Consider the following 13,131-nt stretch of genomic DNA (forward strand, 5'->3'; position numbering starts at 1 on the left):
AACTCGAACAATGAACAGGATTTTTTCAGCCCTCGGTATTTCGCTATGGATAGCGCTGTTGTCGCCGATGGTTCTTGGGGCCAGTCTGAAGACGCTGGATGTGGCGGCGTTGCCGGGGGACCGTGTCGAGTTGAAGCTCACCTTCGACGGGCCGCCGCCAACACCCCGGGGCTACACCACCGAACAGCCGGCCCGGATTGCCCTGGACCTGCCAGGCGTGACCAATCAACTGACCAACAGGCGTCACGACCTGGGCGGGGGCAATGCGCGCAGCGCCACCGTGGTCGAGGCGGGGGATCGCACCCGGTTGATCATCGGCCTGACCCAACTGGCGCCGTATGAAACCCGGGTCGAAGGCAATAACCTGTTCGTGGTGGTTGGCAAGGGCCAGACCCCGAAGAATACTGCTTCGAAGCCCTCTGCCCAGGCCCCGCGCCCGGCGGTTGCCAGCGCTGCGCCCGCGCGGGCCAGTGCGCCGGCGGGCAAGGCGATTCGTGGGGTGGATTTCCAGCGCGGGACCCAGGGCGAAGGCAACGTGGTGATCGATTTGTCCGATCCATCCATCGCCCCGGACATCCAGGAGCGCGAAGGCAAGATCATCCTCAATTTCGCCAGGACCCAATTGCCCGAGCCACTGCGGGTGCGCCTGGACGTCAAGGACTTCGCCACCCCGGTGCAATTCGTCAATGCCAGCGCTGGCAGCGACCGGGCGACCATCAGCATCGAGCCCAGCGGCACCTTCGACTACTCGACCTACCAGACCGACAACAAGCTCACCGTCAGCGTCCGGCCCATGACCGTGGACGACTTGCAAAAACGCAATGCCGACCGCGCCGCCTACAGCGGCGAGAAGCTCTCGCTCAACTTCCAGGACATCGAAGTGCGTTCGGTCCTGCAACTGATTGCCGATTTCACCAACCTGAACCTGGTGGCCAGCGACACAGTGCAGGGTGGCATAACCCTGCGGTTGCAGAACGTGCCTTGGGACCAGGCGCTGGACCTGGTGCTCAAGACCAAGGGCCTGGACAAGCGCAAGGTCGGCAACGTGCTGCTGGTGGCGCCGGCCGATGAAATCGCGGCGCGCGAGCGCCAGGAACTGGAGTCGCAGAAGCAGATTGCCGACCTGGCGCCGCTGCGGCGTGAGCTGTTGCAGGTCAACTATGCGAAGGCGGCGGACATCGCCAAGTTGTTCCAGTCGGTGACCAGTGCCGAGGCGAAAGCCGACGAGCGCGGCACGATCACGGTCGATGAGCGAACCAACAACATCATTGCCTACCAGACCCAGGACCGGCTCGACGAACTGCGCCGGATCGTGGCACAGCTGGATATTCCGGTGCGCCAGGTGATGATCGAGGCGCGGATTGTCGAGGCCAATGTCGACTACGACAAAAGCCTGGGCGTGCGCTGGGGCGGGTCGATACAGAACAAGGGCAACTGGAACTCCTCGGGGGTGACCACTGGCACCTCCACGACCATCGGCACGCCGGGCAGTACCGGCACCAACCAGCCGTTCGTCGACCTGGGTGCCTCGGGTAATACCTCGGGGATCGGCATTGCGTTCATCACCGACAACGTGTTGCTGGACCTTGAGCTGACTGCCATGGAAAAAACCGGCAACGGCGAAATTGTCTCCCAGCCCAAGGTGGTGACATCTGACAAGGAGACGGCAAAGATCCTCAAGGGCACGGAGATCCCTTATCAGGAAGCCAGTTCCAGCGGCGCCACCTCGGTGTCGTTCAAGGAGGCCTCGCTATCGCTGGAGGTGACCCCGCAAATCACCCCGGACAACCGCATCATCATGGAGGTCAAGGTCACCAAGGATGAGCCTGATTACCTGAACAAGGTGCAGGAAGTGCCACCGATCAAGAAAAACGAAGTCAACGCCAAGGTCCTGGTCAATGATGGCGAGACCATTGTGATTGGCGGGGTTTTCTCAAATACTCAGAGCAAGGTCGTAGATAAGGTGCCATTTCTTGGCGATGTGCCGTATCTTGGCCGCCTTTTCCGGCGTGATGTGGTTTCGGAGAAAAAATCCGAGCTGCTGGTGTTCCTCACTCCGCGTATCATGAATAACCAGGCGATTGCTGTGAGTCGTTGATTCTGTGCGAAATTTGATTCTTGTTGGGCCGATGGGCGCTGGAAAAAGCACCATCGGCCGTTTGCTGGCCAAAGAGCTGCGCCTGCCGTTCAAAGATTCCGACAAGGAAATTGAATTGCGCACGGGTGCCAATATCCCATGGATCTTCGATAAGGAAGGCGAGCCGGGCTTTCGTGACCGTGAGCAGGCGATGATCGCCGAATTGTGCGCGTTCGAGGGCGTGGTGTTGGCCACCGGTGGCGGCGCCGTGATGCGCGAAGCCAATCGTCGGGCGCTGCATGCCGGCGGACGAGTGGTCTATCTGCACGCCTCTGTCGAGCAGCAGGTCGGCCGCACCGCCCGGGATCGCAACCGGCCGCTGTTGCGCACCGCCGACCCGGCCAAGACCCTGCGCGACCTGCTGGCGCTGCGCGACCCGCTGTATCGGGAGATCGCCGACCTGGTGGTGGAAACCGACGAGCGGCCGCCGCGGATGGTGGTGCTGGACATCCTCGAGCGCCTTCAACAACTACCGCCCCGTTAATGCGCCTGGCGAAATGCGCTATCCTCGACGTCCCGTCATGGCCCGGCTGGGGCGTGGCGGATGGCCATTAACTGGCGTGGGAACAAGCACCGTGGACTTTCGTTAATTGCAGGCAGGACGCCTGATTCCATCTTCTCTGTGGGGACACATGCAGACACTTAAGGTCGACCTGGGCGAGCGCAGCTACCCGATTCATATTGGCGAAGGCTTGCTGGACCAGCCCGAACTGCTGGCGCCGCATATCGCCGGGCGGCAAGTGGCGATCATTTCCAATGAAACCGTCGCGCCTCTGTATCTGGAACGTCTGACCCGCAGCCTGTCGGCCTTTTCGGTCATTTCGGTGGTATTGCCCGACGGCGAAGCCTTCAAGAACTGGGAAACCCTGCAACTTATTTTCGACGGCCTGCTGACCGCACGGCACGATCGCCGCACCACGGTGATTGCCCTGGGCGGTGGCGTGATCGGCGACATGGCTGGTTTTGCCGCCGCTTGTTATCAGCGCGGCGTCGATTTCATCCAGATCCCTACCACGCTGCTGTCGCAGGTCGACTCGTCGGTGGGCGGCAAGACCGGGATCAACCATCCGCTGGGCAAGAACATGGTCGGCGCGTTCTATCAGCCCAACGTGGTGCTGATCGACACCGCCACCCTCAATACTTTGCCGGCCCGCGAGCTGTCTGCGGGGTTGGCGGAAGTCATCAAGTACGGGCTGATCTGCGACGAACCGTTCCTGGGTTGGCTCGAAGAGAACGTCGACCGCCTGCGTGCGCTGGATCAAGCGGCCCTGACCTACGCCATCGAGCGCTCCTGCGCCGCCAAGGCTGCCGTGGTCGGTGCCGATGAGCGTGAATCCGGGGTGCGCGCCACCCTTAATCTGGGACACACCTTCGGCCATGCCATCGAAACCCACATGGGCTATGGTGTCTGGCTGCACGGTGAAGCGGTTGCGGCCGGTACGGTCATGGCCCTGGAGATGTCCGCGCGCCTGGGCTGGATCAGCGAACAGGAGCGTGATCGCGGTATTCGTCTGTTCCAGCGCGCCGGGCTGCCGGTGGTTCCGCCCGAGGAAATGAGCGAGGCGGATTTTCTTGAACACATGGCAATCGACAAAAAAGTGATCGACGGTCGTCTGCGCCTGGTGCTGCTGCGCCACATGGGCGAAGCGGTGGTGACCGACGATTATCCGAAAGAAGTTCTACAGGCCACGCTGGGAGCGGACTACCGCGCCCTGGCTCAGCTTAAAGGTTAATAAGACTCCGATGACTAGTTTGCATGCCGACGAGGCTTTCCTCGGCCATTTCCAATTGAGTCATGACCCTTTTGCCCCACGGGTCCCGGGCTTCAAGTTCTTCCCCGCCCAGCGCAAGCCGGTGCTGGGCCAGTTGCATCATCTGGCGCGCTACAGCCAGTTGCTTCTGGTAGTCACCGGTCCCCAGGGCAGCGGCAAGACCTTGCTGCGCCAGGCCCTGGTGGCCAGCACCAACAAACAGTCCGTGCAAAGCGTGGTGGTGTCGGCCCGTGGCGCCGGCGATGCCGCCGGTGTGTTGCGCCAGGTGGCCCAGGCGCTGAACGTCGCCCAGGCCGAAGTTGGTGCAATTCTCGAGCAGATCGTGCAACTGGCGCTGACCGGGCAGGAAGTCTATCTGCTCGTGGACGATGCCGAGCAACTCGACGAGTCGGCCCTCGAAGCCCTGCTGGCCTTGGCGGCCGGTGCGCCGGAGGGACGCCCTCATGTGTTCCTGTTTGGCGAGTCCTCGCTGATCGCCGACCTGGACCAGTTGAACCTCGAGGAAGAGCGCTTCCATGTCATCGAACTGGCGCCCTACACCGAGGAAGAGACGCGTGAATATTTGGCCCAGCGCCTTGAAGGCGCGGGCCGGGGTATCGAACTTTTCACCGCCGATCAGATCTCTGAGATTCACGAAAGCTCCGACGGCTGGCCTGGCAACATCAACCAGGTTGCCCGCGATGCTCTGATCGAAGTCATGATTGCCAGCCGCTCAGCGGTGAAGCGTCCAAGTATGGGGTTCAACATGCCGAAGAAACACGTATTGGCAATTTCCGCCGTGGTCGTGGTCGCGGTTGCCGCCGCCTGGCTGATGCCGGGTCGCACCAAGGCACCCACCACGGGTGCCCCAGCCAACGAACAGGCGCAACTGCCCCTCGGCCAAGGTACGCCGCAACCCAACGGTGGCGCGCCGGCCGTGGAGTTCGCCGGTAACACCCAGCCGATGCCGCTGCCGCTGGTCGGCCAGTCGCAGCCGGTCATGCGTGGCCCGCTGGCCGAAGCGGCCGGAGGCATCACCGAAGGCGACGACGGCGCAGCGCCACCGATCGACGACAGCAGTGACGTGCCGCCGACCGTGACCACTACCGCACCGCCTGCGGGCGTGCCGGCGGGTCCTGCACCAACGCCAACGCCTGCTCCGACTGCCAAGCCGACCCCTGCGCCGACCCAGGTGGCCACCGCCAAGCCTGCACCGACTCCAGCGCCAGCGGCCAAGCCAGCGGCGCCAGCACCTGCGGCTAAGCCTGCTGCCCCGGCCAAGGCCGCGGGCGGTAGCTGGTACGCCGGCCAGGCACCGGGCAACTACGTGGTGCAGATCCTCGGCACCAGTTCCGAAACCGCGGCGCAGAACTTCGTCAAGGAGCAGGGCGGCGAGTATCGTTATTTCAAGAAAGTGCTCAACGGCAAGCCGCTGTATGTCATCACCTACGGCAGCTTTGCCAACCGTGATGCGGCCGTTTCCGCCATCAAGGCCTTGCCAGCGAAGGTTCAGGCTGGTAAACCTTGGCCTCGCACTGTCGCCAGCGTCCAACAGGAACTGGCAGCAACTCGCTGAAGATTCGGCGGCCTTACCCAGGCCGCCTCTCCCGGCAACCTCAAAATTTCCGCAAGGGCGGGCGACCTTTCAGGCCGCGCGCCTTGTGGTGTCTGCGTCACAGTAGCGTTTGAGTCGTAGCGGTCAAACCCAAAAAAGTTTTGACTAGCACAGCATATAGCTTTAAACCTTTCACAAATGCGACATGGATTTGCGACAGTTCGTCGTCAAATTTGTGAGCCCCTGTGTCGGTGTGTACAATGACCTCCCTTTTGCCCCCGCAAAGCTGGCGTACGTTCGGCGCGGCATGCAACTGGTTGAATTGAAAAGAAATTTGCCTCGATTAGAGGCAGCCTGGTGAGAAAGTGTCTATGAAAGCAGGTCTGTACCAACCAGATGAATTCAAGGATAACTGCGGTTTCGGCCTGATAGCCCATATGCAGGGCGAGCCCAGTCATACCCTTTTGCAAACGGCCATTGAGGCCCTGACCTGCATGACCCACCGCGGTGGGATCAACGCCGACGGCAAGACCGGTGACGGTTGTGGCTTGCTGATTCAAAAACCCGACGAGTTCCTGCGTGCCGTAGCCCAGGAAACGTTTGGCGTGACCCTGCCCAAGCAGTACGCCGTGGGCATGGTGTTCTTCAACCAGGACCCGGTGAAGGCCCAGGCGGCTCGCGAAAACATGAATCGCGAGATCCTGGCCGCCGGCCTGCAACTGGTTGGTTGGCGCAAAGTGCCGATCGACACCAGCGTCCTCGGCCGCCTGGCGCTCGAGCGCCTGCCGCAGATCGAACAGGTGTTCATCGCCGGCGAAGGCCTGAGCGACCAGGACATGTCGATCAAGCTGTTCAGCTCCCGTCGTCGTTCGTCCGTGGCCAATGCCGCCGACACCGACCACTACATCTGCAGCTTTTCCCACAAGACCATCATCTACAAAGGCCTGATGATGCCGGCGGACCTCACCGCCTTCTATCCGGACCTGAGCGACGAGCGCCTGAAAACCGCGATCTGCGTGTTCCACCAGCGCTTCTCCACCAACACCCTGCCGAAATGGCCGCTGGCCCAGCCATTCCGCTTCCTCGCCCACAACGGCGAGATCAACACCATCACCGGCAACCGCAACTGGGCCGTGGCCCGTCGCACCAAGTTCGCCAACGACCTGATGCCGGACCTCGAAGAGCTCGGCCCGCTGGTCAACCGCGTGGGCTCGGACTCCTCGAGCATGGACAACATGCTGGAGCTGATGGTGACCGGTGGCATCGATCTGTTCCGTGGCGTGCGCATGCTGGTGCCGCCGGCGTGGCAGAACGTCGAGACCATGGACCCGGACCTACGGGCCTTCTACGAATACAACTCCATGCACATGGAACCGTGGGATGGCCCGGCCGGTATCGTCATGACCGACGGTCGCTATGCTGTGTGCCTGCTGGACCGTAACGGTCTGCGTCCGGCGCGCTGGGTCACCACCACCAACGGTTTCATCACCTTGGCGTCGGAAATCGGCGTCTGGAACTACCAGCCCGAAGACGTCATCGCCAAGGGCCGTGTAGGTCCGGGCCAGATCTTTGCCGTGGACACCGAGACCGGCCAGATCCTCGACACCGACGCGATCGACAACCGCCTCAAGTCCCGTCATCCGTACAAGCAATGGCTGCGCAAGAATGCCCTGCGCATCCAGGCGACCATGGAAGACAACGACCACGGCTCGGCTTTCTATGACGTCGACCAGCTCAAGCAATACATGAAGATGTACCAGGTGACGTTCGAAGAGCGTGACCAGGTGCTGCGTCCGCTGGGCGAGCAGGGCTATGAAGCGGTCGGTTCCATGGGTGACGACACGCCGATGGCCGTGCTGTCGCAGCGTGTGCGCACGCCGTACGACTATTTCCGCCAGCAGTTCGCTCAGGTGACCAACCCGCCGATCGATCCGTTGCGCGAAGCGATCGTGATGTCCCTGGAAATCTGCCTCGGTGCCGAGCGCAACATTTTCCAGGAGTCGCCGGAACACGCCTCGCGGGTGATCCTCAGCTCGCCGGTCATTTCCCCGGCCAAGTGGCGTTCGTTGACCAACCTCGACCGTCCGGGCTTCGCGCGTCAGGTCATCGACCTGAACTACGACGAAAGCGTCGGCCTGGAAGCGGCGATCCGCAACGTGGCCGATCAGGCTGAAGAAGCCGCGCGCGCCGGGCGTACCCAGATCGTCCTCAGCGACCGCCACATCGCTCCGGGCAAGCTGCCGATCCACGCCTCGCTGGCCACCGGTGCGGTGCACCACCGCCTGACCGAAAAAGGCCTGCGCTGCGACTCCAACATCCTGGTGGAAACCGCCACCGCCCGCGATCCGCACCACTTCGCGGTGCTGATCGGTTTCGGTGCCTCGGCGGTGTATCCGTTCCTGGCCTATGAAGTGCTGGGCGACCTGATCCGCACCGGTGAAGTGCTGGGCGACCTCTATGAGGTGTTCAAGAACTACCGCAAGGGCATCACCAAGGGGCTGCTCAAGATCCTGTCGAAGATGGGCATCTCGACCATCGCCTCGTACCGTGGCGCGCAACTGTTCGAGGCCATCGGCCTGTCCGAAGAAGTCTGCGAGCTGAGCTTCCGTGGCGTGCCGAGCCGCATCAAGGGTGCGCGCTTCGTCGACATCGAAGCCGAGCAGAAAGCCCTGGCTGCCGAAGCCTGGAGTCCGCGCAAGCCGATCCAGCAGGGCGGCCTGCTGAAGTTCGTCCATGGCGGTGAATACCACGCCTACAACCCGGACGTGGTCAACACCTTGCAAGCGGCCGTGCAGCAGGGCGACTACAGCAAGTTCAAGGAATACACCTCGCTGGTGGACAACCGTCCGGTGTCGATGATCCGCGACCTGCTCAAGGTCAAGACCCTGGACACGCCGCTGGACATCAGCGAAGTGGAGCCGCTGGAGTCGGTGCTCAAACGCTTCGATTCCGCCGGTATCTCCCTCGGTGCCCTGTCCCCGGAAGCCCACGAAGCCCTGGCCGAAGCCATGAACCGCCTCGGTGCGCGTTCCAACTCCGGCGAAGGCGGTGAAGACCCGGCGCGCTACGGCACCATCAAGAGTTCGAAAATCAAGCAGGTGGCCACCGGCCGCTTCGGTGTGACGCCGGAATACCTGGTCAACGCTGAAGTGCTGCAGATCAAGGTAGCCCAGGGCGCCAAGCCCGGCGAAGGCGGCCAGTTGCCCGGTGGCAAGGTCAACGGCCTGATCGCCAAGCTGCGTTACGCGGTCCCTGGCGTGACCCTGATCTCGCCGCCGCCGCATCACGACATCTACTCGATCGAAGACTTGTCGCAACTGATCTTCGACCTCAAGCAGGTGAACCCCAAGGCGCTGGTCTCGGTGAAGCTGGTGGCGGAAGCTGGCGTCGGCACCATTGCGGCCGGCGTGGCCAAAGCCTATGCCGACCTGATCACCATTTCCGGCTACGACGGCGGCACCGGTGCATCGCCGCTGACGTCGATCAAGTACGCGGGCGCGCCGTGGGAGCTGGGCCTGGCCGAAACCCACCAGACCCTGCGCGGCAACGACTTGCGCGGCAAGGTCCGGGTACAGACCGACGGCGGCCTGAAAACCGGCCTGGACGTGATCAAGGCCGCCATCCTCGGCGCCGAGAGCTTCGGCTTCGGCACCGCGCCGATGATCGCCCTGGGTTGCAAATACCTGCGCATCTGCCACCTGAACAACTGCGCCACCGGCGTGGCGACCCAGAACGACAAGCTGCGCAAGGACCACTACATCGGTACCGTCGACATGGTGGTGAATTTCTTCACCTACGTGGCCGAAGAGACCCGTGAGTGGCTGGCGAAGCTGGGCGTGCGCTCCCTTGAAGAGCTGATCGGCCGTACCGATCTGCTGGACGTGATCGAGGGCCAGACCGCCAAGCAGCAGCACCTGGACCTGACCCCGTTGCTGGGCAGCGACCTCATCCCGGCGGACAAACCTCAGTTCTGCCAGGTCGACCGCAACCCGCCCTTCGACAAGGGTGAGCTGGCCGAGAAGATGGTCGACATGGCCGCTGCGGCGATCAACGACCTGAGCGGTGCCGAGTTCGAGCTGGACATCTGCAACTGCGACCGTTCCATCGGCGCGCGGATCTCCGGCGAAATCGCCCGCAAGCACGGCAACCAGGGCATGGCCAAGGCGCCGGTGACCTTCCGCTTCAAGGGTACCGCAGGCCAGAGCTTCGGCGTCTGGAACGCCGGTGGCCTGAACATGTACCTGGAAGGCGATGCCAACGACTACGTGGGCAAGGGCATGACCGGCGGCAAGCTGGTCATCGTTCCGCCCAAGGGCAGCGTCTACAAGACCCAGGACAGTGCCATCATCGGCAACACCTGCCTCTACGGCGCCACGGGCGGCAAGCTGTTCGCCGCCGGCACTGCGGGCGAGCGTTTTGCCGTGCGTAACTCCGGGGCCCACACTGTGGTGGAAGGCACCGGCGATCACTGCTGCGAGTACATGACCGGTGGTTTTGTCTGCGTGCTGGGCAAGACCGGTTATAACTTCGGCTCTGGCATGACCGGCGGTTTCGCCTACGTGCTCGACCAGGACAACACCTTCGTTGACCGGGTCAACCACGAACTGGTGGAAATCCAGCGGATCAGCGGCGAGGCGATGGAAGCCTATCGCAGCCACCTGCAAAACGTGCTGAATGAGTACGTCGCGGAAACCGACAGCGAGTGGGGTCGTGAACTCGCCGAGAACCTCGATGACTACTTGCGCCGTTTCTGGCTGGTCAAGCCCAAGGCTGCCAACCTGAAGTCGTTGCTTTCCAGCACTCGTGCCAACCCGCAGTGATATGCGCCTGAAGAGTTTGATGAGGTTTTAACAATGGCTGAACGTCTGAATAACGACTTCCAGTTCATCGATGTCGGGCGCAAGGATCCGAAGAAGAAACTGTTGCGTCAACGCAAGAAAGAGTTCGTGGAAATCTACGAGCCGTTCAAACCCCAGCAGTCGGCCGACCAGGCCCACCGCTGCCTGGGTTGTGGTAACCCGTACTGCGAATGGAAGTGCCCTGTGCACAACTTCATTCCCAACTGGCTGAAGCTGGTGGCCGAGGGCAACATCCTCCAGGCCGCCGAGCTGTCCCACCAGACCAACACCCTGCCGGAAGTCTGCGGCCGGGTGTGCCCGCAGGATCGCCTGTGTGAAGGTGCCTGCACCCTCAACGACGGTTTTGGCGCGGTGACCATCGGTTCGGTGGAGAAGTACATCACCGACACTGCGTTCGCCATGGGCTGGCGCCCGGACATGTCCAAGGTCAAGCCGACCGGCAAGCGCGTGGCGATCATCGGTGCCGGCCCGGCGGGCCTGGGCTGTGCCGACGTGCTGGTGCGCGGTGGCGTGACCCCGGTAGTGTTCGACAAGAACCCGGAAATCGGCGGCCTGCTGACCTTCGGCATTCCCGAGTTCAAGCTGGAAAAAACCGTACTGAGCAATCGTCGCGAAGTCTTCACCGGCATGGGCATCGAGTTCCGCCTGAACACCGAGGTGGGCAAGGACGTGACCATGGAGCAACTGCTCGAAGAATACGATGCGGTCTTCATGGGCATGGGCACCTACACCTACATGAAGGGCGGCTTTGCCGGTGAGGACCTGCCGGGTGTGTACGACGCACTCGACTTCCTGATCGCCAACGTCAACCGCAACCTGGGCTTTGAAAAGTCGCCGGAAGATTTCGTCGACATGAAAGGCAAGAAGGTCGTGGTGCTCGGCGGTGGCGACACGGCGATGGACTGCAACCGCACGTCGATTCGCCAGGGCGCCAAGTCGGTGACCTGCGCCTACCGTCGCGACGAAGCGAACATGCCCGGCTCGCGCAAAGAGGTGAAGAACGCCAAGGAAGAAGGCGTGAAGTTCCTCTACAACCGCCAGCCGATCGCCATTGTCGGTGAAGACAAGGTCGAAGGCGTGAAGGTGGTCGAGACCCGTCTCGGCGAACCGGACGCCCGCGGCCGTCGTAGCCCCGAGCCGATCCCGGGTTCCGAAGAGATCATCCCGGCCGACGCCGTGGTCATCGCCTTCGGCTTCCGCCCGAGCCCGGCCCCGTGGTTCGAGCAGTTCAGCATCCAGACCGACAGCCAGGGCCGCGTCGTGGCCCCGGAGCAGGGCCAGTACAAGCACCAGACCAGCAACCCGAAGATCTTCGCCGGTGGCGACATGGTCCGGGGTTCCGACCTGGTGGTGACGGCGATCTTCGAAGGCCGCAATGCGGCGGAAGGGATTCTGGATTATCTGCAAGTCTGACCTCGATCCAGAGTTGCAATGCAATACCCCTGTGGGAGCGAGCTTTGTGGGAGCAAAGCTTGCTCGCGATTCAGCGCTTCGGTACCCAAGAGACCGCAGTGTTTTCATCGCGGGCAAGCCTTGCTCCCACAAAACTGCTCCCACAGTGGTTTTTTGTGTTGCCTGATACCGCGACAAATTGCCCCGATAGATAAAAGGCACGGCTCTTGCCGTGCCTTTTGCGTCGCGCTCTGAGAAAATGCCCGCACTTTTTTTCCGGATGCCGACATGACTGCCCTGAAGAACGACCGTTTCCTTCGCGCCCTGCTCAAGCAACCCGTGGACGTCACCCCCGTATGGATGATGCGCCAAGCCGGTCGCTATCTGCCGGAGTACCGCGCCAGCCGCGCCAAGGCCGGTGACTTCATGAGCCTGTGCATGAACCCGCAGTTCGCTTGCGAAGTCACGATGCAGCCGTTGGACCGTTATCCGCAGTTGGACGCGGCGATCCTGTTCTCCGACATTCTCACCATTCCCGACGCCATGGGCCAAGGCTTGTACTTCGAGACCGGCGAAGGCCCGCGCTTCAAGAAAGTCGTCAGCACCCTGGCCGACATCGAGGCCCTGCCGATTCCCGATCCGCAGAAGGATCTGGGCTACGTCATGGACGCGGTCAGTACCATTCGCCGTGAGCTCAACGGCCGCGTGCCACTGATCGGTTTCTCCGGCAGCCCGTGGACGCTCGCGACCTACATGGTCGAAGGCGGCTCGTCGAAGGACTTCCGCAAGACCAAGGCGATGCTCTACGACAACCCGCAAGCCATGCACCTGTTGCTGGACAAGTTGGCCCAGTCGGTCACGTCCTACCTCAACGGCCAGATCCTGGCTGGTGCGCAAGCGGTGCAGATCTTCGATACCTGGGGCGGCAACCTGTCGGCGGCGGCATACCAGGAATTTTCCCTGGCCTACATGCGCAAGATCGTCAGCGGCCTGATCCGCGAACACGAGGGGCGCAAGGTCCCGGTGATCCTGTTCACCAAGAACGGCGGCCTGTGGCTGGAAAGCATCGCCGAGGCCGGTGCCGACGCCTTGGGCCTGGACTGGACCTGCGACATTGGTAACGCCCGCCAGCGTGTCGGCCAGAAGGTCGCCCTGCAAGGCAACATGGACCCGACCGTGCTTTACGCCAAGCCCGAAGCCATCCGCGCTGAAGTCGGGCGCATCCTGGCCAGCTACGGCAGTGGCAGCGGCCACGTGTTCAACCTCGGCCATGGGATCACCCCGGAAGTCGACCCGGAACACGCCGGCGCCTTCCTGCGGGCGGTGCATGAGCTGTCGGCGCAATATCACGTCTGATTGCGGCCCTTGCCACCCAGCCTGTCCGGACCTGTGCCGGACGGGCTTTTTAATGTCCGCTCGTTTAATGATCCGATCTAA

At 62.4% G+C, this 13,131-nt stretch carries 7 protein-coding genes; all 7 read left to right on the plus strand.

What is annotated here, in order from left to right; all coding sequences use genetic code 11:
- The first annotated feature begins 10 nt into the window (after positions 1-10).
- Positions 11-2,098, plus strand: a complete 2,088-nt coding sequence (locus tag PSH84_RS06795) for a type IV pilus secretin PilQ (RefSeq protein ID WP_305469355.1) — start codon at positions 11-13, stop codon at positions 2,096-2,098.
- Between the two features lie 4 nt (positions 2,099-2,102).
- Positions 2,103-2,621, plus strand: a complete 519-nt coding sequence (gene aroK / locus PSH84_RS06800; protein WP_122565305.1) for a shikimate kinase AroK — start codon at positions 2,103-2,105, stop codon at positions 2,619-2,621.
- Between the two features lie 148 nt (positions 2,622-2,769).
- Complete coding sequence (gene aroB, locus PSH84_RS06805; RefSeq protein ID WP_305469357.1) at positions 2,770-3,870, plus strand: 3-dehydroquinate synthase; 1,101 nt, start codon at positions 2,770-2,772, stop codon at positions 3,868-3,870.
- Positions 3,871-3,880: 10 nt separating this feature from the next.
- Entirely contained in the window at positions 3,881-5,464 is a 1,584-nt protein-coding gene (locus PSH84_RS06810; RefSeq protein ID WP_305482428.1) for an AAA family ATPase, read from the plus strand.
- 350 nt (positions 5,465-5,814) lie between these two features.
- A complete protein-coding gene (gltB, locus tag PSH84_RS06815; protein WP_305469359.1) occupies positions 5,815-10,263 on the plus strand; it encodes a glutamate synthase large subunit in 4,449 nt (1,482 codons plus the stop codon).
- Positions 10,264-10,296: 33 nt separating this feature from the next.
- Positions 10,297-11,715 (plus strand): FAD-dependent oxidoreductase, encoded by a 1,419-nt coding sequence (locus PSH84_RS06820; RefSeq protein WP_003196992.1) that lies wholly within the window; start codon positions 10,297-10,299, stop codon positions 11,713-11,715.
- A 267-nt stretch (positions 11,716-11,982) separates the two neighbouring features.
- Entirely contained in the window at positions 11,983-13,050 is a 1,068-nt protein-coding gene (hemE, locus tag PSH84_RS06825) for a uroporphyrinogen decarboxylase (protein ID WP_305482429.1), read from the plus strand.
- The last annotated feature ends 81 nt before the right edge of the window (positions 13,051-13,131 follow it).

It is taken from the genome of Pseudomonas beijingensis, assembly GCF_030687295.1.
In the GTDB taxonomy this organism is placed as follows: domain Bacteria; phylum Pseudomonadota; class Gammaproteobacteria; order Pseudomonadales; family Pseudomonadaceae; genus Aquipseudomonas; species Aquipseudomonas beijingensis.

Bases quoted from the DNA above. Each gene is read 5' to 3' on its own strand.
- PSH84_RS06795 (WP_305469355.1), top strand. From the start codon at position 11: ATGAACAGGATTTTTTCAGCCCTCGGTATTTCGCTATGGATAGCGCTG.
- aroB (WP_305469357.1), top strand. From the start codon at position 2,770: ATGCAGACACTTAAGGTCGACCTGGGCGAGCGCAGCTACCCGATTCAT.
- PSH84_RS06810 (WP_305482428.1), top strand. From the start codon at position 3,881: ATGACTAGTTTGCATGCCGACGAGGCTTTCCTCGGCCATTTCCAATTG.
- gltB (WP_305469359.1), top strand. From the start codon at position 5,815: ATGAAAGCAGGTCTGTACCAACCAGATGAATTCAAGGATAACTGCGGT.
- PSH84_RS06820 (WP_003196992.1), top strand. From the start codon at position 10,297: ATGGCTGAACGTCTGAATAACGACTTCCAGTTCATCGATGTCGGGCGC.
- hemE (WP_305482429.1), top strand. From the start codon at position 11,983: ATGACTGCCCTGAAGAACGACCGTTTCCTTCGCGCCCTGCTCAAGCAA.